The organism is Blastococcus sp. TBT05-19 (genome assembly GCF_003319095.1).
Classification (GTDB): Bacteria; Actinomycetota; Actinomycetes; order Mycobacteriales; family Geodermatophilaceae; genus Blastococcus.
Window position 1 is genome coordinate 187658 of sequence record NZ_QOHI01000005.1, and the last position, 25026, is coordinate 212683.

Annotated in this window: 24 protein-coding genes and 5 tRNA genes; 14 read left to right on the forward strand and 15 right to left on the reverse strand. The window is 72.3% G+C overall.

Annotated features, from left to right (window positions below; genetic code table 11):
- Positions 1-13 precede the first annotated feature (13 nt).
- Positions 14-448, reverse strand: a complete 435-nt coding sequence (locus DQ244_RS14520) for a cyclopropane-fatty-acyl-phospholipid synthase family protein (protein WP_113812201.1) — start codon at positions 446-448, stop codon at positions 14-16.
- Positions 449-473: 25 nt separating this feature from the next.
- Positions 474-547 (reverse strand) — tRNA-Leu (locus DQ244_RS14525).
- Between the two features lie 75 nt (positions 548-622).
- Between DQ244_RS14525 and DQ244_RS14530 the strand changes: the two genes are divergently transcribed.
- Positions 623-1219: an ANTAR domain-containing response regulator gene (locus DQ244_RS14530; RefSeq protein ID WP_113812202.1), complete on the forward strand. Its 597-nt coding sequence runs from the start codon at positions 623-625 to the stop codon at positions 1217-1219.
- Between the two features lie 273 nt (positions 1220-1492).
- The gene (locus DQ244_RS14535; RefSeq protein WP_233491485.1) at positions 1493-2791 is read left to right on the forward strand and encodes an ABC transporter substrate-binding protein; all 1299 of its coding nucleotides are present in this window, start codon (positions 1493-1495) and stop codon (positions 2789-2791) included.
- A gap of 511 nt (positions 2792-3302) precedes the next feature.
- Here DQ244_RS14535 and DQ244_RS14540 read toward each other — a convergent pair.
- From DQ244_RS14540 to DQ244_RS14560, 5 genes are all read right to left on the reverse strand, one after another.
- Complete coding sequence (locus DQ244_RS14540; protein WP_199580412.1) at positions 3303-4154, reverse strand: ABC transporter ATP-binding protein; 852 nt, start codon at positions 4152-4154, stop codon at positions 3303-3305.
- Positions 4151-5155, reverse strand: coding sequence for an ABC transporter ATP-binding protein (locus DQ244_RS14545; protein ID WP_113812204.1), 1005 nt, complete (start codon positions 5153-5155; stop codon positions 4151-4153). Before DQ244_RS14545 ends, DQ244_RS14540 begins: the two co-directional genes overlap by 4 nt.
- Positions 5145-6143, reverse strand: coding sequence for a branched-chain amino acid ABC transporter permease (locus tag DQ244_RS14550; RefSeq protein WP_113812205.1), 999 nt, complete (start codon positions 6141-6143; stop codon positions 5145-5147). The genes DQ244_RS14545 and DQ244_RS14550 overlap by 11 nt, the downstream gene beginning before the upstream one ends.
- A 3-nt stretch (positions 6144-6146) precedes the next feature.
- A complete protein-coding gene (locus tag DQ244_RS14555; protein WP_233491488.1) occupies positions 6147-7388 on the reverse strand; it encodes a branched-chain amino acid ABC transporter permease in 1242 nt (413 codons plus the stop codon).
- A gap of 309 nt (positions 7389-7697) precedes the next feature.
- Entirely contained in the window at positions 7698-8114 is a 417-nt protein-coding gene (locus DQ244_RS14560; protein ID WP_113812207.1) for a PaaI family thioesterase, read from the reverse strand.
- Positions 8115-8180: 66 nt separating this feature from the next.
- Here DQ244_RS14560 and polA point away from each other — a divergent pair, with 66 nt between their 5' ends.
- Genes polA through DQ244_RS14575 form a run of 3 tightly spaced genes read left to right on the forward strand, consistent with a single transcriptional unit; the run spans position 8181 to position 11998 of the window.
- A complete protein-coding gene (gene polA / locus DQ244_RS14565; protein WP_113812208.1) occupies positions 8181-10919 on the forward strand; it encodes a DNA polymerase I in 2739 nt (912 codons plus the stop codon).
- 2 nt (positions 10920-10921) lie between these two features.
- Positions 10922-11461 (forward strand): DUF1990 family protein, encoded by a 540-nt coding sequence (locus tag DQ244_RS14570; protein WP_113812209.1) that lies wholly within the window; start codon positions 10922-10924, stop codon positions 11459-11461.
- Positions 11462-11464: 3 nt separating this feature from the next.
- Positions 11465-11998, forward strand: a complete 534-nt coding sequence (locus DQ244_RS14575; protein ID WP_113812210.1) for a GNAT family N-acetyltransferase — start codon at positions 11465-11467, stop codon at positions 11996-11998.
- Positions 11999-12057: 59 nt separating this feature from the next.
- Here DQ244_RS14575 and DQ244_RS14580 read toward each other — a convergent pair whose 3' ends face one another.
- The gene (locus tag DQ244_RS14580) at positions 12058-12906 is read right to left on the reverse strand and encodes a class I SAM-dependent methyltransferase (RefSeq protein ID WP_113812211.1); all 849 of its coding nucleotides are present in this window, start codon (positions 12904-12906) and stop codon (positions 12058-12060) included.
- A 221-nt stretch (positions 12907-13127) separates the two neighbouring features.
- On the opposite strand from DQ244_RS14580, the gene rpsA reads away from it, so the two are divergent.
- Positions 13128-14597 carry a 30S ribosomal protein S1 gene (rpsA, locus tag DQ244_RS14585; protein ID WP_113812212.1) on the forward strand — a complete coding sequence of 490 codons (1470 nt, stop codon included), beginning with the start codon at positions 13128-13130 and terminating at the stop codon, positions 14595-14597.
- Between the two features lie 213 nt (positions 14598-14810).
- Here the strand turns inward: rpsA and DQ244_RS19970 are convergent, their stop codons facing one another.
- Positions 14811-14960 (reverse strand): hypothetical protein, encoded by a 150-nt coding sequence (locus DQ244_RS19970; protein WP_233491493.1) that lies wholly within the window; start codon positions 14958-14960, stop codon positions 14811-14813.
- A gap of 265 nt (positions 14961-15225) precedes the next feature.
- On the opposite strand from DQ244_RS19970, the gene coaE reads away from it, so the two are divergent.
- Positions 15226-15822, forward strand: coding sequence for a dephospho-CoA kinase (gene coaE / locus DQ244_RS14595; protein ID WP_113812213.1), 597 nt, complete (start codon positions 15226-15228; stop codon positions 15820-15822).
- 64 nt (positions 15823-15886) lie between these two features.
- Here coaE and DQ244_RS14600 read toward each other — a convergent pair.
- The 4 genes from DQ244_RS14600 to DQ244_RS14615 form a co-directional block, all read right to left on the reverse strand.
- Positions 15887-15961 (reverse strand) — tRNA-Val (locus DQ244_RS14600).
- 52 nt (positions 15962-16013) lie between these two features.
- Positions 16014-16084 (reverse strand) — tRNA-Cys (locus DQ244_RS14605).
- A gap of 41 nt (positions 16085-16125) precedes the next feature.
- Positions 16126-16197, reverse strand: a tRNA-Gly gene (locus DQ244_RS14610).
- A gap of 96 nt (positions 16198-16293) precedes the next feature.
- Positions 16294-16743: an SsgA family sporulation/cell division regulator gene (locus DQ244_RS14615; protein WP_113812214.1), complete on the reverse strand. Its 450-nt coding sequence runs from the start codon at positions 16741-16743 to the stop codon at positions 16294-16296.
- Positions 16744-16886: 143 nt separating this feature from the next.
- Here DQ244_RS14615 and DQ244_RS14620 point away from each other — a divergent pair, with 143 nt between their 5' ends.
- The 4 genes from DQ244_RS14620 (at position 16887) to DQ244_RS14635 (ending at position 18935) form a co-directional block, all read left to right on the forward strand.
- Complete coding sequence (locus tag DQ244_RS14620; RefSeq protein WP_233491496.1) at positions 16887-17534, forward strand: sigma-70 family RNA polymerase sigma factor; 648 nt, start codon at positions 16887-16889, stop codon at positions 17532-17534.
- Entirely contained in the window at positions 17531-18343 is an 813-nt protein-coding gene (locus DQ244_RS14625; protein WP_113812216.1) for an anti-sigma factor domain-containing protein, read from the forward strand. The genes DQ244_RS14620 and DQ244_RS14625 overlap by 4 nt, the downstream gene beginning before the upstream one ends.
- 92 nt (positions 18344-18435) lie before the next feature.
- Positions 18436-18834: a TIGR02611 family protein gene (locus DQ244_RS14630; RefSeq protein WP_233491498.1), complete on the forward strand. Its 399-nt coding sequence runs from the start codon at positions 18436-18438 to the stop codon at positions 18832-18834.
- Between the two features lie 26 nt (positions 18835-18860).
- A tRNA-Val gene (locus DQ244_RS14635) sits at positions 18861-18935 on the forward strand.
- 46 nt (positions 18936-18981) lie between these two features.
- Here the strand turns inward: DQ244_RS14635 and DQ244_RS14640 are convergent.
- Both DQ244_RS14640 and DQ244_RS14645 read right to left on the reverse strand, forming a co-directional pair.
- On the reverse strand, positions 18982-20370 hold the full coding sequence (locus DQ244_RS14640; RefSeq protein ID WP_199580413.1) for a multicopper oxidase family protein: 1389 nt from the start codon (positions 20368-20370) through the stop codon (positions 18982-18984).
- A 14-nt stretch (positions 20371-20384) separates the two neighbouring features.
- The gene (locus DQ244_RS14645) at positions 20385-21218 is read right to left on the reverse strand and encodes a hypothetical protein (RefSeq protein ID WP_113812217.1); all 834 of its coding nucleotides are present in this window, start codon (positions 21216-21218) and stop codon (positions 20385-20387) included.
- Between the two features lie 202 nt (positions 21219-21420).
- On the opposite strand from DQ244_RS14645, the gene DQ244_RS19975 reads away from it, so the two are divergent.
- From DQ244_RS19975 to DQ244_RS14665, 3 genes are all read left to right on the forward strand, one after another.
- A complete protein-coding gene (locus DQ244_RS19975) occupies positions 21421-22377 on the forward strand; it encodes an MOSC N-terminal beta barrel domain-containing protein (protein WP_233491508.1) in 957 nt (318 codons plus the stop codon).
- A gap of 82 nt (positions 22378-22459) precedes the next feature.
- The gene (gene thrS, locus DQ244_RS14660) at positions 22460-24487 is read left to right on the forward strand and encodes a threonine--tRNA ligase (RefSeq protein ID WP_199580414.1); all 2028 of its coding nucleotides are present in this window, start codon (positions 22460-22462) and stop codon (positions 24485-24487) included.
- Positions 24484-25026 (forward strand): HIT domain-containing protein, encoded by a 543-nt coding sequence (locus DQ244_RS14665; protein WP_113812219.1) that lies wholly within the window; start codon positions 24484-24486, stop codon positions 25024-25026. Before thrS ends, DQ244_RS14665 begins: the two co-directional genes overlap by 4 nt.

Consider the following 25026-nt stretch of genomic DNA (forward strand, 5'->3'; position numbering starts at 1 on the left):
CCGTCCTCCCGGATCAGGGTCGGGGGATCGGGAGCTCCCGCAGCGGCGTGCCGCCGTCCACGAACAACCGGGCAGCGGGCGTCGTGGCGGCGCCGAGGCGTCGGAGCACCCGTGCCCCCGCCTCGGGGTGGCGTCCGTCCAGGGCGCCCACGCGGACGGCGAGGACGACGTCGAAGGCCTGGTCCCCGTCCTCGAGGACGAAGTCCTCCGCCGCGATCCGGCGGAACCGCAACCGCCCCGCGGCGAGCAGGTCGGCAGCGGCGGCGCGGGCCTGGTCGATGGCCGCGGCCGACCGGTCGATGCCCAGGACGTGGCCGGTACGCAGCCGCCGGGCGATCGCGCGGGCGGCGGCCCCCGGTCCGCAGCCGATCTCGAGGACGCGCGAGCCGGGGCGCAGCGGCAGGGCCTCGACGACTGCCGCGAGACGCGGCGACAGGTCGGACGGCATGCGCCGCAGGCTAGCGAGACCGCGGTGCCCCCGGTGCGACTCGAACGCACACTGCGCGGGTTTTGAATCCGCTCCCTCTGCCGATTGGGGTACGGGGGCGTGCCGGGTGCGACCGGCGCCGGGGCAGCCTATCGGGGCGGTGCCCGGGACCCGACGCCGATAGGCTCCTGCCCCGTGAGCAGCGACCCGATCCGCGTTCTGATCGCCGAGGACGAGGCGCTGATCCGTCTCGACCTCAAGGAGATGCTGGAGGAGGAGGGCTACAACGTCGTCGCAGAGGTCGGCGACGGTCAGCAGGCCGTCGACCGTGCGCAGGAGCTGCAGCCGGACCTGGTCATCCTCGACATCCAGATGCCGGTGCTGGACGGGCTGTCCGCCGCCGAGCAGATCGCCTCGGCCCGCATCGCGCCGGTCATCGTGCTCACCGCCTTCAGCCAGCGCGAGCTCGTGGAGCGGGCACGTGACGCCGGGGCCATGGCCTACCTGGTCAAGCCGTTCTCGAAGAACGACCTGGTCCCCGCCATCGAGGTGGCCCGCGGCCGCTTCGCGGAGATGACGGCGCTGGACGGCGAGGTCCGCACGCTCGAGGAGCGCCTGGAGACCCGCAAGGTCGTGGAGCAGGCGAAGGGCCGGGTGATGGCCGACCAGGGGATGTCCGAGGCCGAGGCGTTCCGCTGGATCCAGCGCACGGCGATGAACCAGCGCACCAGCATGAAGGCGCTCGCGGAGGCGATCCTGGCCGGTACAGCGGTCGGCGACGCGTCGGTCTGAGCGGGGCCGAGCCAACCTGTACGGGGCCTGTCAGAGCACTCCGCATCGTTGGCGTGACGCTGCGTGCAACTTCGTCCCACCCTGGGGCAGTGAGATCACGACCTCATCACGGTCCGTCCGGCGTCGGGTCAGTTCCCGCCCAACGGAAGCTAGGTTCTGCCCACTGATCGGGCGCCTCCCGACCGGACCCTCCTGACGAGGCGCGCCCGACGTCTGTCAGATGACACTGGGAGCTACTTGATGCGCACTGGCACAACTGCCCGAGGCATCGCCGTGACCGGTGCCGCCCTCCTCGCCCTGACCGCCTGTGGCGGCGGCGACGGCGGCGGCAGCGACAACGCCGACAGCGGCGACAGCGGCGAGAAGCAGGTCAACGTCTACGGCACCGACGGCAACATGGGTAACGCCCTCGGTGAGGACTTCTCCGAGGAGGGCGCGCTCGCGGGGATGCGGGGCACCACGCCGCTCACCGACCTGTCGCAGGACTTCAAGGACCGGCTGCTCGAGGTCGACCCCAACCTGCAGGACTACAACTACGCCGGTGAGACCTACGACGCGGTCGTCCTGACGGCGCTGGCAGCCCAGGCCGCCGGTAGCAACCAGGCCACGGCGTTCGCGCCCTACGTCAACGGCCTCACCTTCGGTGGCGAGGCCTGCACCGACTTCGCCGCCTGCGCCGAGATCCTGGCCAGCGGCGGCAACGTCGACTACGACGGTGCCTCCGGTCCGCTGAGCTTCGCCGACGCCGGTGAGCCGGCCGAGGCCAGCTTCGGCATCCTGCAGTTCGGTGAGGACAACACCCTCGACGACGACGCCACGGAGTTCGTGATCTCCGGCGACGAGGCCAACGCCGCCACCGACGAGGGCCCGGCTCCGGTCCCGACCGCGACCACGGGTGGCCCGCTGATCATCGGGACGCTGCTCCCGCTGACCGGCAACCTCGCGTTCCTCGGCCCGCCCGAGGTCGCCGGTGCCAAGCTCGCCGTCCAGGACATCAACGCCGCCGGCGGCGTGCTGGGTGCTCCGGTGCAGCTCGTCGAGGGTGACTCCGGTGACGCCTCGACCGACACGGCCACCCAGACCGTCGACCGCCTGCTGCAGGCCGGCGTCAACGCGATCGTGGGCGCCGCGTCCTCCGGCGTGAGCCTCACCGTCATCGACGCCATCACGCAGGCCGGCGTCATGCAGATCTCGCCGGCCAACACGTCGGACCAGTTCACGACCTACAACGACAACGGCCTGTACTTCCGTACGGCTCCGCCGGACACGCTGCAGGCTCGCGCCCTGGCCGACCTGATCATCGAGGACGGCAACAACACGGTCGGCATCCTCGCCCTCAACGACCCGTACGGCACGGGTCTGGCGGAGAACACGCTGAACAACCTGGTCGAGGCCGGCCTCTCCGAGGACGACATCGTCAGCATCACCTACGACCCGCAGGCGGCGAACTTCGACTCCGAGGTCCAGGAGATGGTCGAGTTCAACCCCGACGCGATCGTGGTCATCGGCTTCGAGGAGTCCTCGCGGATCCTCGAGGGTCTCAACTCCAACGGCGTCGGCCCGCAGCGTTGATCCCCGCTACCGGGTCGTGACCCGGTAGGAGCCACACACTGTGGCCCGGCACCCACTGGGTGCCGGGCCACAGTGCTGTCCGGGGCACGACGCCGTTTCCGTGCCGACCGACCCCGGCTGCAGAAGCGGTGTGGGCGGAGCGATGTCCCTCCGAGCGCCGTTCCTGGCGCCGGAACGACGCATGCAGGGACTTCGCCGGCCGGGGTTGCCTGGGCCAGCCACCGGAACCGGTCGCCACCCGACGCCGGCTGCTCGGGGCGTCGCGGGCGGAGCGATGTCCCTCCGAGCGCCATTCCGGTCGCCGGAATGACGCATGCAGGGACCACGCCGGCCGGGGTCGCCTGGGCCAGCGCGTCAGGGCCGAGCGGTGTCCCTCTGAGCGCCGTTCCGGGCGCCGGGACGACGCGTGCAGGGACGACGCCGGCAGGGGTGGCCGCCGGCTCGGCGCCCGCGAACGCGACAGCGCCGGCCCCCTGGCGGGGACCGGCGCTGCGGCGGGACGAGCGGTGGGCTAGTGGGCCTTGGCCAGCGTGCCCAGGTAGAGCTCGATGACCTTGGGGTCGTTCATCAGCGACGCGCCTGTGTCGGTGTAGGCGTTGCGGCCCTGGTCGAGCACGTAGCCGCGGTCGCAGATCTGCAGGCACCGGCGGGCGTTCTGCTCGACCATGATGATCGAGACACCCGTGGCGTTGATCCGCCGGCAGCGGATGAAGACCTCGTCCTGGTAGGCGGGGGAGAGGCCGGCCGACGGCTCGTCGAGCAGCAGCACCGACGGGTCCATCATCAGCGCGCGGCCCATGGCCACCATCTGGCGCTCGCCACCGGAGAGCGCCCCGGCCTTGCCCTTGCGCCGCTCGCCGAGCAGCGGGAACAGGTCGATGACGTAGTCGAACCGCTCCTTGAAGGTCTTCGGCCGCAGGTAGACGCCCATCTGCATGTTCTCCTCGATGGTGAGCGAGGGGAACACGTTGTTGTTCTGCGGGACGTAGCCGACACCCAGCGAGACCAGGCGGTGCGCCGGCGCGGAGGTGATGCTCTCCCCGCGCAGGGTCACCGAGCCCGATCGCACCGGGATGAGGCCGAACAGCGTCTTGAGCAGCGTCGACTTGCCGGCACCGTTGGGGCCGATGATGCCGACGAGCTCGCCCTCCTGCAGGTAGAAGTCGCAGCCGCGGAGGATGTTCACGCCCGGCACGTAGCCGGCCACCAGGTCGTCGGCGCGCACCAGCGCGCCCTCGGCCAGCCGCACGTGCTCCTCGCGGGTCGCTGCCTTCTCGGCGGGGGAGAGCTCCGTGCTCTCCACCGTCTCGGCGCGGGTCAGGCCCTCGCCGGACTCGTCGACCTCGAACACCGGCTCGCTCATCGGCCCGTCCCCTCACTGCTGTCGGAGGAGCCCGGCTCGTCCCGGCTCTCCTCACGGGCGATCTGCGCCTCGACCTCGGCCAGCACCCGGTCCTCGTCCTCGACGGTGAGCGGGGCGTCGTGGTGGGCGCCGAGGTAGGCGTCGACCACGGCCCTGTTCTGGCTGATCGACTCCGGCGGGCCCTCGGCGATGACCTTGCCGGCCGCCATGACGACGACCCAGTCGCTGATGTCGCGGACCACGTCCATGTCGTGCTCGACGAAGATGACCGTCATGCCCTCCTCGCGGAGGTCCTTGACGTGCCCGAGCAGGCTCTGCGTGAGCGCGGGGTTCACGCCGGCCATCGGCTCGTCGAGCATGACCACCTGCGGGTCGCTCATGAGCGCGCGGGCCATCTCCAGCAGCTTGCGCTGGCCACCGGACAGCGTGCCGGCGAAGTCGTCCTTCTTCGCATCCAGCTTGAACCGCCGGAGCAGCTCCATGGCCTTCTCGGTGTTGGCCTTCTCCTGAGCGCGCCAGGTGCCCGGCACCAGCGCGCGGAGGAAGCTCTCGCCGCGCTGCCCCTGGGCGCCGAGCAGCATGTTCTGCAGCACGGTGAGCCGGGACAGCGCCTTGGTGAGCTGGAAGGTCCGGACGACGCCGAGCCGCGCGACCTGGTGGGGGGCCAGCTTGCCCAGCGACCTGCCGTTGAACGACCAGGTGCCGGTGTCGGGCTGGTCGAACCCGGTCAGCAGGTTGAACAGCGTCGTCTTGCCGGCGCCGTTGGGCCCGATGAGCCCGGTGATGCCGCCGCGCTGGATCTCCAGGTGGTCCACCGAGACGGCCGTCAGACCGCCGAACGTGCGCGTGATGCCGTCGACGACCACGGCGGCGTCGGGCTTGGCGACGCCGACCTCCCACGGGAGGTCGCGCAGCGCCGCCTGCGCCAGGCGCTGGGGGGCGCCGCCGGTCGTGCCTGCGCCGGCGGCCGTGGCACCGTGCGGGATCGGGTCAGCGGGCATCGAGCATCACCTCTCGTCGATCACCGAAGATGCCCTGGGGGCGGAAGATCAGCAGCAGCATCAGGCCCAGACCGACGAGGACGAAGCGGATCTGCGCGACGTCGGTGGAGGACAGCAGGTCCTCGGGGATGATCCCGTTGCTGATCAGCAGGCGCAGGCCCGTGTCGGCGAACTGCAGGATGAACAGCAGGATCATGGCGCCGACGACCGGCCCCAGCACCCGCGCGGCCCCGCCGAGGATGAGGGCGGCGTAGGCCAGGAACGTGTTCGCGTTCTGGTACTGGTCCGGGACGGCCGAGCCGGTGCCCACCGCGTAGACCATGCCGCCGAGGGCGCCGAAGACACCGCCGAGCACCAGCGCCTGCATCTTGTAGACGTAGACGTTCTTGCCCAGGGCGCGGACGGCGTCCTCGTCCTCGCGGATCGACTTCACCACGCGGCCCCAGGGGCTGCGCATGAGGAGGAAGACCAGCAGGCTGCCCAGGATCACCAGGATCCAGCCGACCAGGGCCACCCACAGCTCGCCGCCGGACCAGCTGGTCCCGAGGATCGAGTAGCGCTGCGAGGTGTTCCACGGCGCCAGGGCGATGAAGTCGCCGTTGAAGGCCGACAGACCGCGCGTGCCGTTGGTGACCGGCGTCGCCGACACCGACCGGAACAGCAGCCGCAGTCCTTCGGCGGTCGCGATGGTCGCGATGGCCAGGTAGTCCGCGCGCAGCCGCAGGGTCGGCAGACCCAGGAGGAGCGCGAGGACGACGGCGGCCAGCAGGCCCACCAGGACGCCGACCCAGAAGGGCAGGCCCCACTGGCTGACGGAGATGGCGATGCCGAACCCGCCGAGCAGCGCGAACGCGATCTGGCCGAAGTTGAGCAGGCCGGCGTAGCCGAACTGCACGTTGATGCCGATGGCCAGCAGCGCGAAGAAGATCGCCTGGAAGCCGAGCGCGGACTTGCCCGCGACGGCCAGGGCGTTGAGGAGGTCGGCCATGGGTCAGCCGATCCGTGCGCGGCTGCCCAGGATGCCCTGGGGTCGGATGACGAGGATGACGATCAAGAGCAGCAGCCCTCCGACGTACTTCACGTCATTCGGGATGACGAGGGTCGACATCTGCACGAACACACCCACGATCAGGCTGCCCACGAGGGCGCCGTACGCGGTGCCGAGGCCACCCAGGGTGACACCGGCGAACATCAGGAGCAGCAGGCGGAAGCCCATGTCCCACTGCACCTGGTCGGACAGGCCGAGCAGCACGCCGCCGAGCGCGGCCAGCGCGCCACCCATCATCCAGACGACCAGGATGACGCGGTTGACGTCGATGCCCGACGACGCGGCCAGGTCGCGGTTGTCGGCGACGGCCCGCATGGCCTTGCCGATCTTCGTCCGCTGCAGCATCACGGCCACGAGGACGAGGACGACGACGGAGATGATCACCGACGCGAGGTCGGCGTTGGTCATCGTGAAGAAGCCGTAGTTGACCGCGCGCCCGCCCTGGAAGCCCTGGTAGGGGCTGGAGCGGCCGCCGTACACGATCTGGATCAGGTAGCGCAGCAGCAGCGACAGACCGATCGAGACGACCAGCGCGGCGATCAGGCCGGTACCGCGCCGGCGCAGCGGCCGCCAGAGGCCCAGCTCGTTCAGCGCGCCGACCGCGGCTCCCACGATCATCGCCAGGATCGTGGCGACGATCAGGTTCACGCCGCCCGAGACGTTGATGTACCAGGCGGCGACCGCGCCGATCGTGACCAGCTCGCCGTGCGCGAAGTTGGTCAGGCCCGTCGTCCCGAAGATCAGGGAGAGGCCGACGGCGGCCATGGCGATCAGCAGACCGAAGCGGATGCCGTCGACCAGCAGCTGGACGGCCTTGACGGTGCCGCCACCGGAGCCGCGGCTGCCGTCCTCGAGGCCGATGATGACCGCCTGGCGGCGCCCCTCGTCGACGGTGACGGTGCGACTGGCCTCGCCGGCGAGCTCGACGCCGTCGGGGAGGTCGTCGGCGTCGATGGCGACCGTGTACTGACCGGGACCGGGCAGGTCCACCGACCAGCGGCCGTCCTCGTCGGTCTCGACCTCGTCGACGTCCTCACCGGCAGCCGTGGTGACCGTGACCGCGATGCCCTCGATGGGGCCGCTCCGGCTGGTCTGCAGCGTGCCGGCGACCTGCTCGCCCTCGGCCGAGGCGATGCCCGGGCTGAAGGCGGCCAGGCCGAGCCCGAACGTCAGGACCAGCAGCAACCGGACGACGACACGCGACGCCTCGATCGGCCGGCCCCGGCCTCGCAGTCGCGGCAGGGAACGCAGGGTTCCCGCTCGTCGACCATGCCGGCGGGCACGGTTTCCCGCGTGCGTCACTCGACCTCCCAGACGATGAATTGAGGTCGGACCCTAACCCGGTTCTGCGTCGGCGCCGTTGCCGCGTGCTGAGCTGTGACCTTTCCGCGACACGCCGACGGCGTCACGCTCCGGATTCGGGCGGTCCATCTGCGTCATCCCAGCAGGTGGGAGGCGGGTTCGCGGGTCGCGCCGGGTGGGGCTGACGAGGTGTCACACCTTCTTCGAGGCGTTCAGCGTCATGCAGGTCAGCCGGGCCGTGGCCGTCTGCCGGCCGCGGTCGTCGGTGATCTCGATGACGAACGTCGACAGGGTCCTGCCCCTCCGCACCGGGGTGCAGACGGCGGTCACGGTCCCCGACGTCGCGGCTCGCAGGTAGCTGGCGTTGAGCTCGATGCCCACGACCTGCTTGTCGGGGCCGGCCCCGACCGCGGCCGCCATGGAGCCGATCGTCTCGACCAGCGTGCACGTGGCGCCCCCGTGCAGGAGGCCGAACGGCTGCTCGTTGCCGGACACCGGCATCGTCGCGACCATCCGGTCGGGGTTCCAGTCGATGATCTGCACGCCGAGCTTGTCGTCGAGGGGGCTGCTGACCCCGTCGGGCAGCCAGTCCGGGGGAGGGGTGCTCATCCCGGCACCGTAGCCAGCGTTCGGGGGCGTCCTGACCGTCGGTGGGTGCACCTACGATCGGCGACGATGTCCGCTCCGGTTGCCACCTCCGCGCCCGCCGCCCCGACTACTCCCGGGACGCGTCCCCGGCTGCTGCTCCTCGACGGGCACTCGCTGGCCTACCGGGCGTTCTTCGCGCTCCCGGTGGAGAACTTCTCGACCACGACGGGTCAGCCGACGAACGCCGTCTACGGCTTCACGTCGATGCTCATCAACATCCTGCGCGACGAGCAGCCCACCCACCTCGCCGTGGCCTTCGACGTGGGCCGCAAGACCTTCCGCAGCGAGATCTACGCCGAGTACAAGGCGAACCGCGCCGAGAGCCCGACGGACTTCCGCGGCCAGGTGAGCCTCGTGCAGGAGGTCCTCGGCGCCCTGCGCGTGCCGGTCATCACCGCCGAGGGGTACGAGGCCGACGACGTGATCGCCACCCTCACCGTGCAGGCCGTCGAGCAGGGCATGGACGTGCTCATCGCCACCGGCGACCGCGACGCGCTGCAGCTGGTGAACGACCACGTCACCGTGCTCTACCCGCGCAAGGGCGTCTCGGAGATGACCCGCTTCACACCGGGCGAGGTCGAGGCCAAGTACAACCTCACGCCCGCGCAGTACCCCGACTTCGCCGCGCTGCGGGGGGACCCGAGCGACAACCTGCCCAGCATCCCGAGCGTGGGGGAGAAGACCGCCGCCAAGTGGGTGCGCGAGTACGGCTCCCTCGACGCGCTGGTCGACCAGGTCGACACGGTCAAGGGCAAGGTGGGGGAGAAGCTGCGCGAGCACCTCTCCTCGGTGCTGCAGAACCGGCGGCTCACCGAGCTCGACCGCGCCGTCCCGCTCGAGATCGGCCCGCAGGACCTCGCCGTCCAGGCCTGGGACCGCAACGAGGTGCACACCCTCTTCGACAACCTGCAGTTCCGCGTGCTGCGCGAGAGGCTCTTCGCCACGCTGACCAGCGCCGAGCCCGAGGTCGAGGGCGGCTTCGACGTCTCCGTCGACGAGGTGGCCGCCGGCGAGCTCGGCGCCTGGCTGGACGCGCACGCCCGCACCGGCAACACCGGCGTGATCTTCCGCGGCACCTGGGGGCGTGGCACGGGCGAGCTGACCGGCATGGCGCTGGCGGCGGCCGACGACCACACCGCCTTACTCGACCTCGGCCCGGATCTCGACGTCGCCGACGAGCAGGCGCTGGCCGCCTGGCTCGCCGACGCCGACCGGCCCAAGGTCGTCCACGAGGTCAAGGGCCCGCTGCTGGCGATCTGGGCGCGCGGCTGGGACCTGGCCGGCGTGGTCAGCGACACCGCGCTGGCCGCCTACCTGGCGCTGCCCGGACAGCGGTCCTTCGACCTCGGCGACCTCGCGGTGCGCTACCTGCGCCGCGAGCTCAAGGACGCCGCCGAGCCGGAGGGGCAGCTCACCCTCGACGGGCTCGGCCCCACCGAGGACGACGTCGCCGCGGAGGCCGCGAAGGCCGACGTGCTCAAGGCCGTGGCGGTCAACGACCTCTCCGACGCCCTCGAGCAGGTGCTCGGCCAGAAGGGCGGCGCCCACCTGCTCGGTGGGATCGAGCTGCCGCTGACCCGGGTGCTCGCCTCGATGGAGCACCGGGGCATCGCCGCCGACCTGGACTTCCTGCACGACCTGCAGAAGGAGTTCTCCGACGCCGTCGCCGCGGCGGCCGCCGAGTGCTACGCCGTCATCGGCCGCGAGGTGAACCTCGGATCGCCCAAGCAGCTGCAGGCGGTCATCTTCGACGAGCTGGGCCTGCCCAAGACGAAGAAGAACAAGACCGGCTACACGACCGACGCCGACGCGCTCACCTGGCTGTTCGAGCAGACCGGGCACCCGTTCATGGAGCACCTGCTCCGCCACCGCGACGTCTCCCGGCTGCGCACCGTCATCGACGGGCTCATCCCGATGGTCGACGACGCCGGGCGCATCCACACGACGTACCAGCAGACCATCGCGGCGACCGGGCGGCTGTCCTCTACCGACCCCAACCTGCAGAACATCCCGATCCGCACCGCCGAGGGGCGCCGCATCCGGCAGGCCTTCGTCGTAGGCACCGGCTACGAGTCCCTGATGACGGCGGACTACAGCCAGATCGAGATGCGGATCATGGCGCACCTCTCCAGCGACGCGGGGCTGATCGAGGCGTTCACCTCGGGGGAGGACCTGCACTCCTTCGTCGCCTCCCGGGCGTTCGGCATCCCGATCGAGGAGGTCGACCCGGAGATGCGCCGCCGGATCAAGGCGATGAGCTACGGGCTGGCGTACGGGCTCTCCGCCTACGGGCTGTCCGGGCAGCTGCGCATCTCCGTCGAGGAGGCGCGCGAGCAGATGCACGCCTACTTCGAGCGCTTCGGCGGGATCCGCGACTACCTGGACAGCGTCGTGGACGACGCGCGGCAGACCGGCTACACCGAGACGACGCTGGGCCGGCGGCGCTACCTGCCCGACCTGACCAGCGACAACGGCCAGCGCCGGCAGATGGCCGAGCGCATGGCCCTCAACGCACCCATCCAGGGCTCGGCCGCCGACGTCATCAAGGTCGCGATGCTCAACGTGGAGAAGGCCATCGCGGCCGAGGGGCTCAGCTCCCGGATGCTGCTCCAGGTGCACGACGAGCTCGTGCTCGAGGTGGCACCGGGGGAGAGGGAGGCCCTGGAGGCGCTCGTGCGCCGCGAGATGGCCGGCGCCGCCGACCTGTCCGTCCCGCTCGAGGTCTCGGTCGGCTTCGGCCGCACCTGGGACGACGCCGCGCACTGAGGATGGCGTCGACCGGCCTCGCTGACCGGAGGCTGACCTACGGGCCGGCCGGCGTCACGGCGCCCGGGGACGCGGTGTCGTCGGCGCCTGCGGGGCGCCGCGCGTACGAGCGGTCCGTGCTCGTCGGCAGGGGTGACGAGTGCTGGGTGCACGCGCGAGCGGCGCTGCTGTCGTGGGGCGTGAAGACCCGCAGCGGCTTCGCGGTCGAGCCTGCGTCGGGGTCCGGGCCCGGTGTGCGGGGCGGCGCCGACTACTGGCTCGTGGCCTCGGTCGGGCCCCTGCGCATCCGTGAGCCCGCCCGGGTGGTCGCGGTCGTGGACCGGCCGGACCGCTGCGGGTTCGCCTACGGCACTCTCGAGGGGCACCCGGTCTCGGGCGAGGAGGCCTTCGTGCTGCACCGCGGCGACGACGGGGACGTCCGGCTGACGCTCCGGTCGGTGACCGCGCCTGGTGCCGGTCGGTGGCGCCTGGCGTTCCCCGGTGTGCTGATCGCCCAGCGCTGGTACCGACGCCGGTATGCCCGCGCCCTGGTCGGGGGCTGAGCCGTGCCGACGACCGTCGTCCGGCGCACGGCCGACCTCGACGACGTCGAGCACCTGGAGATCCGCGCGCTGCTGGACCGGGCGTTCGCCGGCGACTTCGCCGACGAGGACTTCGCCCACGCCCTGGGCGGGATGCACGCCCTGGTGCACGACGAGGGCCGGCTGATCGGCCACGGTGCGGTGGTCCGGCGGCAGCTGCGGCACGGTGGCCGGACGCTGCGCGCCGGCTACGTCGAAGCCGTCGCGGTCGTGCCGGACCGTCGCCGGCAGGGCATCGCGACGGCGGTGATGGACGCCCTGGAGGAGATCGTCCGCACCGATCACGACCTCGGCGCCCTCAGCGCGTCGGAGGACGGGATCGGCCTGTACGCCGCCCGCGGGTGGCTGCTCTGGGAGGGGCCGACCTCGGTGCTCGCCCCCGAGGGCATCCGCCGCACCCCGGAGGACGACGGGTCGGTGTTCGTGCTGCCCGGGCCGCTGCCGCTGGACCGCCGCGGCGAGCTCACCTGCGACTGGCGCGCCGGGGACGTCTGGTGAGCCATCCGCCCGTGGACCAGTGGCTGCAGCGGCTGGCGGTCTGAGGCTCGACCAGAGGTTCAGGGTCGCCGGCAGACCAGGACCAGGGTGCCGGGCACGAGCGCGCCGCGCTCCGGTGACCACTGCCCCCAGTTCTCCGTGCGGCCCGGGGTCCATTTCGGCTCGACCAGGTCCTCGAGCACGAGCCCGGCCCCGACGACGGCCCGCACCCAGTCGCCGACCGTCCGGTGGTGCTCCACGTAGACCGTCCGGCCGGCGTCGTCGGTCTCCACGTACGGGGTGCGGTCGAAGTAGGAGGAGACGATCCGCAGGTCCTCGGGGTCGGGGGAGTCGGGGAACGGCCAGCGCATCGGGTGGTTCACCGACGCCACGAAGCGCCCGCCCGGCCGCAGCACCCGCGTGACCTCGCGGAGCGCCCCCTCGACGTCGGCCACGAACGGCAGGCCGCCGAACGCCGAGCAGGCGACGTCGACGCTCGCGTCGGCCAGCGGGAGCGCACCGGCATCGGCCTGCAGCAGGGGGACGGCGATGCCGGTGGCGCGGTTGAGCTCCGCCGCCCGGGCCAGCATGCCGCCGGACAGGTCGAGCGCCACGACGTCGGCACCGGCGGTGCGCAGCCAGCGGGCGCACGGAGCGGAGCCGCAGCCGATCTCGAGCACCCGCCGGCCGGCGACGTCCCCGAGCAGGCGGGCATCGGCCTCCCGCAGGCCCTCGGGGCACCAGAGGAAGTCCGCGTCACCCAGGTCGGAGCCGTGCTCGTCGAGGTACGCCGGCGCCGCGGCGTCCCACCAGGCGCGGTTGGCGCGGACCGATTCCGCGCCCCCCACGGGGCGGCGGGCGACACCGCCCGCGGCCGGGTAGCCGTCACCGGCGAGCGGCAGGGGGGACGGGTGCGGGGGGAGGGTCATGACACGCCGATCGTGACACGCCGCCCCGGGAGGGGGCCGGTTCCACCCAGGTGGACCGCGCCGTCCCGGCGTCCGTACCATGGAGGGGCGCCAGAGGTCTGACGTGTCCTCCCCCTCTCGTGGGACGGGCCGCGCCGGTTCTTTCCCGCTGTTCCTCCCCGCGGTCGTGCGGCCGTGGGTGTCCTGTCCCTACGCATTCCCCGTCCGGAGCTACCAACCACATGACCTCCACCCAGGTCCGTCCTTCCAGCACCCCCCAGGTCGCCGTCAACGACATCGGCAGCGCCGAGGACTTCCTCGCCGCCATCGACGCGACGATCAAGTACTTCAACGATGGCGACATCGTCGAGGGCGTCATCGTCAAGGTCGACCGGGACGAGGTGCTGCTGGACATCGGCTACAAGACCGAGGGCGTCATCCCCTCGCGCGAGCTCTCCATCAAGCACGACGTCGACCCCAACGAGGTCGTCAAGGTCGGCGACGAGGTGGAAGCCCTGGTTCTCCAGAAGGAGGACAAGGAAGGCCGGCTGATCCTCTCCAAGAAGCGCGCCCAGTACGAGCGCGCCTGGGGCACGATCGAGGCGAAGAAGGAAGCCGACGAGGTCGTCACCGGCACCGTCATCGAGGTCGTCAAGGGTGGTCTCATCCTGGACATCGGCCTCCGCGGCTTCCTCCCGGCCTCGCTGGTCGAGATGCGCCGCGTGCGCGACCTGCAGCCCTACGTGGGCCGCGAGCTCGAGGCCAAGATCATCGAGCTCGACAAGAACCGCAACAACGTCGTGCTCTCCCGTCGTCAGTGGCTGGAGCAGACGCAGTCCGAGGTCCGCAGCGAGTTCCTCAACAAGCTCGCCAAGGGCCAGGTGCGCTCGGGTGTCGTCTCCTCGATCGTCAACTTCGGTGCGTTCGTCGACCTGGGTGGCGTGGACGGCCTCGTGCACGTCTCCGAGCTGTCCTGGAAGCACATCGACCACCCCTCCGAGGTCGTCGAGGTGGGCCAGGAGGTCACGGTCGAGGTCCTCGACGTCGACCTGGACCGCGAGCGGGTCTCCCTGTCGCTGAAGGCGACGCAGGAGGACCCGTGGCGTCAGTTCGCCCGCACCCACCAGATCGGGCAGGTCGTCCCCGGCAAGGTCACCAAGCTGGTTCCCTTCGGTGCGTTCGTGCGCGTCGACGAGGGCATCGAGGGCCTGGTCCACATCTCCGAGCTGGCCGAGCGCCACGTGGAGATCCCGGAGCAGGTCGTGCAGGTCGGCGACGAGATCCTGGTCAAGGTCATCGACATCGACCTGGACCGCCGCCGCATCTCGCTCTCGCTCAAGCAGGCCAACGAGGGCGTCGTCGGCGAGGAGGACCAGTTCGACCCGGCCGCCTACGGCATGTCGGCGTCCTACGACGAGCAGGGCAACTACATCTACCCCGAGGGCTTCGACCCGGAGACCGGCGAGTGGCTCGAGGGCTACGACGAGGCCCGCGAGACGTGGGAGCGGCAGTACGCCGAGGCCCAGGCCCGCTTCGAGGCGCACCGCAAGCAGATCGCGGCCGCCAAGGAGGCCGACGCCGAGGCGGCTGCCGGTGGCAGCTACTCCAGCGACGACGCCGCCGGCTCGGACGCCCCGGCCAGCACCGGTGGCACCCTGGCCAGCGACGAGGCGCTCGCGGCGCTCCGCGCCAAGCTGGCCGGCGGCGAGTGACCTGAGGGTCTGACCCGCCAGCTCTGCACGTCGGAGGCCCAGGACCCGCACGGGTCCTGGGCCTCTGCCGTTCCCGCAGCGGGGCGGAGCACGCCGAAGGGCCCGTGGACGACGTCCACGGGCCCTTCGGCACTGCACCGCACAGCGCGGCACGCGAAGGTGCCGCAGGGCGTCAGCCGGACCGCCGCAGCCTCCGGGGCGCGGCGGGCTCCGTCAGAGGCTGAGGATGATGGCGAACGCCGTGCGCGGGCGTCCGCCGGAGCCCGCGAGGAAGCTCCAGGTGTGGCGCCCGGTGGTGGGCGTGGAGAACATCCAGCGCAGCAGCGAGCTGCGGTGGGCCACGGCCGGCCGCTGGAACTGCATGCGGTCGCGGACCGCGGGGATGTCGGCGCAACGCACACCGGTGGGGGCGCCGAGCCGGTGCCGTCCGGCGCCACGACGGGCGGCTCGGGTCGACGGGGATGCAGCGGGCGTGTGACCGGACATGTTCGTTCTGCCTCTCTCGGCGGGGAAGATCGCCAGGACGAACGTTAGTGGTGGGGCTCGTGTGACTACTGCGACGCGCCGGGCGTGCGGGACGGGTGTTACCGCCCCGTGATCTCCGCGGGACGGTCGCTACTGTCCGTGCGTGCTGACGATCGGACTGACCGGGGGCATCGGCTCGGGCAAGAGCACGGTGTCGACCCTCCTGGCGGCGCGGGGCGCGACGGTGGTCGATGCCGACCGCATCGCGCGCGAGGTGCTGGAGCCGGGCACTCCCGGCCTCGCTGCCGTCGTGACGGAATTCGGGGCGGGTGTGCTGAGCCCGGACGGCGCGCTGGACCGGGCGGCGCTGGCCGCGATCGTGTTCGCCGACGCGGACGCGCGCGCCCGGCTGGACGCGATCGTCCACCCGCTGGTGCGGCAGCGGTCCAGGGAGCTGGTCGCCGCCGTGCCGCCGGACGCCGTGGTGGTCAACGACGTCCCGCTGCTGGTGGAGACCGGGCAGGCAGGCTCCTACGACCTCGTGCTCGTCGTCGAGGCCGATCCCGAGACCCGGGTGGCGCGGCTGATCGACCGCGGCCTCACCGAGGCGGACGCCCGCGCCCGGATCGCGGCGCAGGCCTCCGACGAGCAGCGCCGCGCGGCAGCCGACGTGGTGCTCGACAACAGCGGGACCCCCGACCAGCTGGCCGAGCAGGTGCAGCGGTTCTGGGCCGAGCGGGTGGCCCCGAAGGCGGGGTGACCGGCCGGCCCGCCGGGCCCCCGGGACGACGAGAGCCCCAGGTCATCGGACCTGGGGCTCTTCGTGGTGGGCGATACTGGGATCGAACCAGTGACCTCTTCCGTGTCAGGGAAGCGCGCTACCGCTGCGCCAATCGCCCGTTCCGGCCTCGCGACCGGACCCTCCTCCGCGCTCGTACTCCGGAGGAGACGAGGTGGAGACGGGATTTGAACCCGTGTAGACGGCTTTGCAGGCCGTTGCCTCGCCTCTCGGCCACTCCACCGCACGCGGGAGCCGGTCTCTCGACCGGCCCCCGAGGTTCCGAGCGGATGACGGGATTCGAACCCGCGACCCTCACCTTGGCAAGGTGATGCTCTACCACTGAGCCACATCCGCGTTACGAGAAAGAACTCTAACCGACGCCCGGAGGGGGTTTGAAGGGGGGGTCTCCGCGCTTCCCCCCGCAGGGTGCCGACGGTGCGTTCCCGCAGGTCAGCGGCCCGTCGCGTCCGGTCCGCCGTTGGACAGGAGGGCGTCCAGCTCCTGGTCGAGGCCCAGCAGGGCGCTCTCCGAACCGGAGGGGACCAGGGCCTCGGTGTGCCGCAGGAAGGCGGCAACGGTGGCGCGGGACAGCTCGAACAGCGCCTCGCCCGAGGGTGCGCGCAGGTGGAGGAACAGCACGTCGGTGCTGGCCTGGGCCGGCCAGATGCGCACGTCGCCGTCGCCGGTGGGGTGCTCGAGGCCTGCCTGCAGGAGCTCGCGTGCCACCAGCCAGGCGATGCCCTCGTCGTCCTGCTCGCCGGCCTCGCCGAAGGCGATGCGGACCGCGAACGGGTCCGACTGGTCGTAGCAGAGCAGCGCGGGGACCTCGGTCCACGACTGCGGGCCGACCAGCTGAAGAGTGATGGGTGTGATGTGACCGGGGGTCCATCGGCTCGTCATGTCCGGTCAACGACGGGTGGTCCGAAAAGTGACGTCCTGACACACAGCGCGTCCCGCTCGTCACAACCGCCACATCCGCCACATCCGCCACATCCGTCACAGCGAACCGATGTGCTGGGACGATGCGAACGCCCCGTGTGACCATGGGAGTCGTGAGTCGACCGGTGCGCCGTTCGGAGGAGGGCGTCGGCGACGTCGAGATCCTCCGTCGCATCCGTGCCGGTGAACGCGGAGCCGTCGACGACCTGTACGAGCGCTTCCGCCGTCCCGCCTTCGCGCTGGCGCGCAGGATCCTCACGGACGACGGCCTGGCCGAGGACGTGCTGCAGGACGTGTTCCTCGGCGTCTGGCGCGACCCGTGGGCCTACGACGCGGCCCGGGGCAGTTTCGCCTCCTGGCTCCTGGCCGTCGTCCACCACAAGGCCGTCGACGCCGTGCGACGTGAGGAGTCGCAGCGGCGGCGCCAGGCACGGGCGGAGGACGAGGCGGTGCTGGACGCGCCCACCGCGACCCGCGACGTCGAGGACGACGCCTGGGCGCGGGTCGTCGCCGACGAGGTGCGCGCCGCCCTCGGCGAGCTGCCCGCCGCCCAGCGCGAGGCGCTCACGCTGGCCTACTACGGCGGGTACACGCAGCGGGAGGTGGCGGCCCTCACCGGCACACCTCTCGGCACCGTCAAGACACGGATGCTGGCCGGCATGCGCCGGCTGAAGACAGAACTGGGCGGGTCGTCGGGCCAGGGTGGCAGCGCGCTGTCCGGCAACCCGTCCTCGGACGGGACGGCACGATGACCGGGGAGCACGCTTTCGACGAGCTGGCCGTGGGTTGGGCGCTGCACGCGCTGGAGCCCGACGACGAGGCGGCCTTCGCCCGTCACCTGCCCGGCTGCGAGCGCTGTGCGCGCACCGTGGCGGAGACCGCCGAGGTGATGGCGGCCATGGCCTACGACCTCCCGTCGGCCGAGCCCTCGCCCGAGCTCCGGTCCCGCCTGAGCGCCGCGGTCGGGTCCACCGAGCAGCTGCCCCCGCCGGCGGCACCGCCGGCTCCGCCGGCTCCGCCGGCTTCTGCGAGCGAGGGCGAGAGCACCGGCCCGGTCCCGGTCCCGGAGCTGCCCGCCCCCCGGTCCCGGGCCCTCGGCCGGGTGCTCGTGGCGGCCGCCGTGGCCGCGGTGGTCGGCCTCGGCACCTGGACCGTGGTGCTCAGCCAGTCCCGCGAGGAGCTGCAGGCCACGGTGGCGGCGCAGGAGGCGGTCGTCGCCGAGCTCACCCGCCCCGGGCAGTCCGTCGTCGTCCCGCTGACCAGCGAGGACCAGCGGCTGGCCACGCTGGTCGCCCGCGACGGTGTCGCGCACGTCGTCACCGAAGGGCTCGAGCTCAACGACGTGTCCGCCGAGACCTACGTCCTCTGGGGCCTGGGCAAGGGCGCGCCGGTGGCTCTGGGCACGTTCGACGTCGAACGGTCGCAGATCGCCGTCGAAACCGTAGGCTCCGGTGCGACCGGACTCGACGAGTTCCTCGGCTACGGCATCAGCATCGAGCCCGGTCGCCAGGCTCCGGCAGAACCGTCGGGGGTCGTCGCGAGCGGGGAGGTGTCCAGCTGAGCGGATCGGACACGACGGCGAAGTCGACCTCCACCGCGCACCCGCGCGGGGAGACCGCCGACGAGCGCCGGGCGCGGTACGACGCCGACGAGGTGCACAGCCTGCGCGAGCGCGTGGCCCAGGCGCGCTGGCGCAGGCGTCTCGCGGCCACGCGCAGCCTCAACCACGGCTACCGGGTGGGGGTCGGGATCGTCGGCGGCCTGATCGTCGCGGTCGGCCTGGTCACCATCCCGCTGCCCGGTCCGGGCTGGCTCACCGTCATCGCGGGTCTGTTCGTGCTGGCGACGGAGTTCACCTGGGCCGAGCGGCTGCTCGAGTTCACCAAGCACCACGTCAAGCGCTGGACCGACTGGGTGACCGGCCAGCCGGTGTGGGTCCGGCTGCTCCTCGGCCTCGCCACGGCGGCGTTCGTCTACGGCGTCCTGGTGGTCACGCTGCACGTCATGGGAGTGCCCGGCTGGGTGCCGGGGTGGGTTCCGCTCTGGCGATGAGCGTCTGGCACAATCAGTCGCGCAACGGGCGATTGGCTCAGTGGTAGAGCGCTTCGTTCACACCGAAGAGGTCACTGGTTCGAACCCAGTATCGCCCACCAGCACGAGAGGCCCGGTCCGCGGACCGGGCCTCTCGTCGTTCGGAGGTCAGGCGCTCCCGTAGCGCACCAGGCGGACCATGCCGTCCTCCATGTGGTGGTGGTTGTGGCAGTGGAACAGCCACTTCCCGGGGTTGGTGGCCAGGAAGTCGAACGTCACCACGCCGCCCCTGGCCGGCACGGCGACGGTGTCCTTCACCGGTCCGCGGCCCGACGGCGTCAGCACCTGGAAGTGGTGCCCGTGCAGGTGCATGGGATGCCACTTCGCGCCGGTGTTGCGCAGGACCAGCCGCACCCACTCGCCCTCGGCGACCGTCAGCGGGTCGGCGTCGGGATAGCTCTGACCGCCGATCTCGGTGCCGTCGAGGGTCAGGTCGAACACCCGGTCCGGCCGCCCCGGGGGCAGGGCCAGCGGCTCGACGGCGAGCAGGTCGGCGTGCTCGGCGGGCCGGCCGTCCAGCTCCGCGGGCCAGGCGGTGACCGGCGGAGCGGACGACGCCGGGCTGCCGGTGTAGCGCAGCACCGCCCGGCCCCACCCGCGCCGCCCCTCGGGCGCGACCCCGATCTGCCAGGCGCCGTCGCGCCGGCCCAGCTCCACCAGGACGTCGTAGCGCTCGCCCATGCCCAGCCGCAGCACGTCGACCGTGACCGGCTCCACCGGCATGCCGTCGGTGTGCGTGACGGTGAGCGGGTGCCCGGCCACGGCGAACCGGAAGCCGGTGTCCGCGGCCACGTTCATCACCCGCAGCCGCAGGCGGTCGCCCGGCCTGCCCTCCAGGACCGGTGGGTCGTCCGGGGGGTGCCCGTTCACGAGGACCAGCGGGTACGTGCGACCACCGAAGGAGACCGTCGCCGGGCCGGGGTCGACGGCGGACTCGGCCGGCACCCCGCCGTGGTCGGTGTGCGGCCCCGTCTCCTCGACGCCGTCGGCCCAGTCGTCGAGCATCAGGACGTACTCGCGGTCGTAGGAGAGCGGCTCGTCGCGGGGCTCCACCACCAGCGGCCCGTAGAGCCCGCGGTCGAGCTGGACGCCCACGTGGGCGTGGTACATGAACGACCCCGCGACGGGGGTGCGGAACTCGTACAGGAAGGTGCCGCCCGGCTCGACGGGGACCTGGGTCACGCGGGGGACGCCGTCCATGGCGTTCGGCGGCGCCAGCCCGTGCCAGTGGACCGTGGTCCCCTCCGGCAGGCCGTTGTCGAGCCGGACCCGCAGCACGTCGCCGGCCCGGAGCCGGATCTCCGGGCCGGGAACCGTGCCGTACCCCCAGGTGGCCACCTCGGAGCCGGCCAGGTCGAGGGTCATCGGCCCGGGCTGCAGGGGGAGTGCCGCGGCGGCGGTGGCGCCGCCGCCACCGCCGCGGCACCCGGCCGCGACCGCGAGCCCAGCCCCCAGGGCGAGGAACCCGCGCCGGGTCAGGGATGCGTCCTCCGCCACCCGTCGGCCGTCCCTCACTCGACGGTGAACTCGCTGACCATGCCGAGGGTGAAGTGCGGCGCGCCCTCCGCCATCGTCTCCATGTCCGTCGTCCCCTGCGGGACGAAGCAGATGGCGGCGTAGCGACCCGGCTGCAGCTCCAGGAACGTGGTGTCGGACCCGCCGGGCGGGGCGAACGCGCCCCCGGTGAAGGTCGCCATCGTCATGGCCTGCTCCTCCGGCATCGCCAGCAGCTCCTCGGCCGAGGCGGTGACGCCGTCGTTGATCCGAGCGATGCCGATCTCGTGCATCTCCTCGCCCTCGTTGGCGAACGTGACCGCGACGGTGCCGCCCGGGACGGTGTCCGGGATGCCCTCGAACTCGTAGTCGACCGCGGTCGCCTCGATCTGCTCGTAGCCGCAGGAGTCGAGCATGTAGTCGTCGATGCCGGCGTCGGCGGACCGGGCCTCCTCGCTGTCCATCAGGGTGTCGTCCCCGGTCTCGAGCATCTGGCGGATCATCCCGGTGAGCGTCTCGACGTCGTCGCGGACCTCGTCCGGTGCGGTGTCCTCCACCTCCTTCAGGGAAGGCTCCAGCCGCGCGCCGAACTCGGTCACCGCGGCCTGGATCTCCTCCGGGGACGCGGTCTCGAAGTCCACGGCGGGTCCCTGGCTCGCCATCGACTCCGCCTCGACGGCCGCGGCGCAGAACGCCTCGACGTCACCGGCGGCGCTGGTCGACGCCGGGCTCTCCCCGCCCGCCTCGTCCGTTCCTCCGTCGGATCCGCAGGCCGGGAGGGCGGCCAGCAGCACCGCCGTGGCGCCGCCCGCCGCCCATCGACGGATCGTCGTGCTCGTGCTCGTGTGCATCGCCGTTCCACCTCTCTGCCTGCGGACGGCCGGGTGCCGCGCCGCGGAGGAGGGCACAGTGCTGCGACCCGGTGATCGACGGGCGGGATCGGCTTCTCCCACTTACGATGCGCCGGCGCTCGCGCGCGATCCGGGACGAGGTGTGAGCGGTCGGCGTCGGTCGGTGAAGCGCCGGCCGGGCTTCGCGGGGACCATGGGACCGGTGAGCGCCCGACCGGACCGCGCGGCCAGGCTGCGGCTGGTCCTCGACCGGGACGGGCCCACCTGCATCTGGTGCGGCCGCGAGTTCTCGGCGCTCGTGCAGCCGAGCACCGAGCACGTGGTGCCGCGGGTGAAGGGCGGCCCCTCCTGGCTGGCCAACGAGGTGGCCGCCTGCCGGCGCTGCAACGCCGAACGCGGGCACCGCACCCCGGTCGAGTGGCTCGAGGAGTGCCTGGGGCGTGGCTGGCCGGCCGACCCGGCGCGGCTGGTGCGGGCGCTCGAGGCGCTCGAGGCCGCCATCGCCACCTCGGGCGGGCAGCGTCGCGCCCGGCCCTACCTCGACGCGCAGCTGCGCCGGCTGCGCCGCTCGGCTGCCCGTAGCGTGGGTGCGGTGAGCGACGCGGTGGGTTCGGTGGCCTCGATCTCGGTGTACCCGGTGAAGTCCCTGGCCGGCCGGGCCGTCCCGCGGGCCGAGGTGGAGCCCGCCGGGCTGCGGGGCGATCGGGCCCACGCGGTCGTCGACGCCGGCACCGGCGAACCGGTCACGGTGAAGACCACGCCCGAGCTGCGCCAGGTCGTGGCCACCGGCGACGCCGAGGCCGACACGATCACCCTCGCCGAGGTGCTGGGGCGGCCCGTGCGGCTGGCGGCGAGCGAGAGCCCGCAGGTCGACGCCGCGGCGGTGCACCTCGTCTCCCGCCAGGCGATCGACCGGGCCGCCGCCGGCGACGTCCCCGAGGGCTGCTCCGCCGACGACCCGCGCGCCAACGTGCTGCTGGACCTGCCCGACGGCGACGAGCGCACGTGGGTCGGCCGGGTCGTCCGCATCGGGGACGCCGAGCTGCGGGTGACCCGGACGCCGAAGCACTGCCTGGGCGTGTACGCCGAGGTGCGGCGCCCGGGCGCGATCGCCGTCGGTGACGTCGTCCACCTCCAGCCGGACGACGTCCCGGGGTGAGCAGGGGAGCGCACTAGGCTCGGGGGCCGGTGACCGGCCTCGGCCGGGCACCCCGATGCCGTGCCGACCCCTGGGAGCTCCCGTGTCCACCCCGCCCTCGCCGACCGCCGTCTCCCCGATCCGGGTGCCGGCCGGGACGACGGCGCAGCAGGCCCTCAAGGACGCCGGGGTCCCGCTCAAGGGACCCGACGGCGCCGTCGTCGTCCGCGACCTGGCCTCCGGTGACCTCAAGGACCTGGCCTGGACCCCTGACGCCGACGCCGAGGTGGACCCGGTCCCCGCGGCCAGCGCCGAGGGGCGCGCCGTCATCCGGCACTCGGCCGCGCACGTGCTCGCGCAGGCCGTGCAGGAGCTCTTCCCGGGCACCCGCCTGGGCATCGGCCCGCCGGTCGAGAACGGCTTCTACTACGACTTCGACCCGGAGCGGCCCTTCACCCCCGAGGACCTGCAGGCCCTCGAGAAGAAGATGACCGAGATCGTGCGGGCCGGGCAGAACTTCTCCCGCCGCGAGATCAGCGACGCCGACGCGCAGGCCGAGCTCGCGCACGAGCCGTACAAGCTGGAGCTGATCGGCCTCAAGGGCGGTGCCGGCGATGCGGAGGGCGCCGACGTGGAGGTCGGCGGCGCGCAGCTGACCATGTACGACAACCTCGACGCCCGCACCGGCGACCGGGTCTGGACCGACCTGTGCCGCGGCCCGCACCTGCCGCGCACCTCGGGCATCCCGGCGTTCAGCCTCACCCGGTCGGCGGCGGCCTACTGGCGCGGCAGCGAGAAGAACCCCCAGCTGCAGCGGGTGTACGGCACCGCCTGGGAGAGCAAGGACGCGCACAAGGCCTACCTCGAGCACCTGGCCGAGGCCGAGCGCCGCGACCACCGCCGGCTCGGCGCGGAGCTCGACCTGTTCAGCTTCCCCGACGAGATCGGCTCCGGCCTGGTCGTCTTCCACCCCAAGGGCGGTGTGGTGAAGCGGGAGATGGAGGACTACGTCCGCGCCCGCCACATCGAGGAGGGCTTCGACTACGTCGGCACCCCGCACATCTCCAAGAGCGGGCTGTTCGAGACCTCGGGCCACCTGCCGTACTACGCCGACACGATGTTCCCCGGCATGGAGCTGGAGAACAGCGAGTACCGGCTCAAGGCCATGAACTGCCCGGGGCACAACCTGATCTTCCGGTCGCGAGGGCGGTCCTACCGCGAGCTGCCGCTGCGGTTCTTCGAGTTCGGCACCGTCTACCGGTACGAGAAGTCCGGCGTCGTGCACGGCCTGACCCGCGTGCGCGGTCTCACCCAGGACGACTCGCACAGCTACGTCACCCCGGAGCAGGCGCCCGGCGAGATCCGGCACCTGCTGAACTTCGTGCTCAGCCTGCTGCGCGACTTCGGGCTCGACGACTACTACCTGGAGCTCTCCACCCGCGGCGACGACCCGGAGAAGCGGTCCAAGTTCATCGGCTCCGAGGAGCAGTGGGCGGTCGCGACCGGCGTGCTCGAGGACGCCGCCCGCGAGACCGGGCTGGAGCTCGTCCCCGACCCCGGGGGCGCGGCGTTCTACGGCCCGAAGATCTCGGTGCAGGCGCGCGACGCGATCGGTCGCACCTGGCAGATGTCGACCATCCAGTACGACTTCAACCAGCCAGAGCGCTTCGGCCTGGAGTTCAGCGCCGCCGACGGCACCCGCCAGCAGCCGGTGATGATCCACTCGGCCAAGTTCGGCTCGATCGAGCGGTTCTTCGGCGTGCTCACCGAGCACTACGCCGGCGCCTTCCCGGCCTGGCTGGCCCCGGTCCAGGCCGTCGGCATCCCGGTCACCGACGAGCAGGTGCCCTACCTGCGCGACGTCGCGCTGAAGCTCCGGGCGCGCGGCCTGCGGTTCGAGCTCGACGACTCCGACGACCGGATGCAGAAGAAGATCCGCACCGCCAGCAAGCAGAAGGTGCCGTTCGTGCTCATCGCCGGCGCGACCGACGCCGAGGCGGGTGCGGTCTCCTTCCGGTTCCGCGACGGCAGCCAGCGCAACGGCGTGCCGGTCGACGCCGCGGTCGAGGAGATCGCGGCCTGGGTCGCGGCGCGGAACAACGCCGACCCCACCGCGGAGACCGCCGGATGACGCCCGACGACGGACCGGGCGCGGCCTTCGAGCACCTCTGGACGCCGTACCGGATGGCCTACATCCGGGGCGAGAACAAGCCGACCGGCGACCACGACTGCCCGTTCTGCCTCATCCCGGCGATGAGCGACGAGGACGGTCTGATCGTGGCCCGCGGGTCGACGGTGTTCGCGGTGCTGAACCTCTACCCGTACAACGCCGGCCACCTGATGCTGGTCCCGTACCGGCACGTGCCCGACTACACCGACCTCACGGTCGAGGAGGTCGCCGAGCTCGGTGCCTTCACCCAGACGGCGATGCGCACGATCCGGGCCGTCGCCGGCGCGCACGGCTTCAACATCGGCATGAACCAGGGGTCCGTGGCCGGGGCCGGCATCGCCGACCACCTGCACCAGCACGCCGTGCCCCGCTGGGGCGGCGACACCAACTTCATGCCGGTGGTCGGGCTCACCCGGGTGCTCCCGCAGGTGCTGCGCGAGACTCGCGACCTGCTCGCCGCCGCGTGGTCGGACCGCGCGGCCCCGGTGCGGGAGACCTGA

Coding starts and splice junctions, on each gene's coding strand:
- DQ244_RS14520 (WP_113812201.1), bottom strand. CDS start 448: ATGCCGTCCGACCTGTCGCCGCGTCTCGCGGCAGTCGTCGAGGCCCTG.
- DQ244_RS14540 (WP_199580412.1), bottom strand. CDS start 4,154: ATGAGCGAGCCGGTGTTCGAGGTCGACGAGTCCGGCGAGGGCCTGACC.
- DQ244_RS14545 (WP_113812204.1), bottom strand. CDS start 5,155: ATGCCCGCTGACCCGATCCCGCACGGTGCCACGGCCGCCGGCGCAGGC.
- DQ244_RS14550 (WP_113812205.1), bottom strand. CDS start 6,143: ATGGCCGACCTCCTCAACGCCCTGGCCGTCGCGGGCAAGTCCGCGCTC.
- DQ244_RS14560 (WP_113812207.1), bottom strand. CDS start 8,114: ATGAGCACCCCTCCCCCGGACTGGCTGCCCGACGGGGTCAGCAGCCCC.
- polA (WP_113812208.1), top strand. CDS start 8,181: ATGTCCGCTCCGGTTGCCACCTCCGCGCCCGCCGCCCCGACTACTCCC.
- DQ244_RS14570 (WP_113812209.1), top strand. CDS start 10,922: ATGGCGTCGACCGGCCTCGCTGACCGGAGGCTGACCTACGGGCCGGCC.
- DQ244_RS14580 (WP_113812211.1), bottom strand. CDS start 12,906: ATGACCCTCCCCCCGCACCCGTCCCCCCTGCCGCTCGCCGGTGACGGC.
- rpsA (WP_113812212.1), top strand. CDS start 13,128: ATGACCTCCACCCAGGTCCGTCCTTCCAGCACCCCCCAGGTCGCCGTC.
- DQ244_RS19970 (WP_233491493.1), bottom strand. CDS start 14,960: ATGCAGTTCCAGCGGCCGGCCGTGGCCCACCGCAGCTCGCTGCTGCGC.
- DQ244_RS14615 (WP_113812214.1), bottom strand. CDS start 16,743: ATGACGAGCCGATGGACCCCCGGTCACATCACACCCATCACTCTTCAG.
- DQ244_RS14620 (WP_233491496.1), top strand. CDS start 16,887: ATGGGAGTCGTGAGTCGACCGGTGCGCCGTTCGGAGGAGGGCGTCGGC.
- DQ244_RS14625 (WP_113812216.1), top strand. CDS start 17,531: ATGACCGGGGAGCACGCTTTCGACGAGCTGGCCGTGGGTTGGGCGCTG.
- DQ244_RS14645 (WP_113812217.1), bottom strand. CDS start 21,218: ATGCACACGAGCACGAGCACGACGATCCGTCGATGGGCGGCGGGCGGC.
- DQ244_RS14665 (WP_113812219.1), top strand. CDS start 24,484: ATGACGCCCGACGACGGACCGGGCGCGGCCTTCGAGCACCTCTGGACG.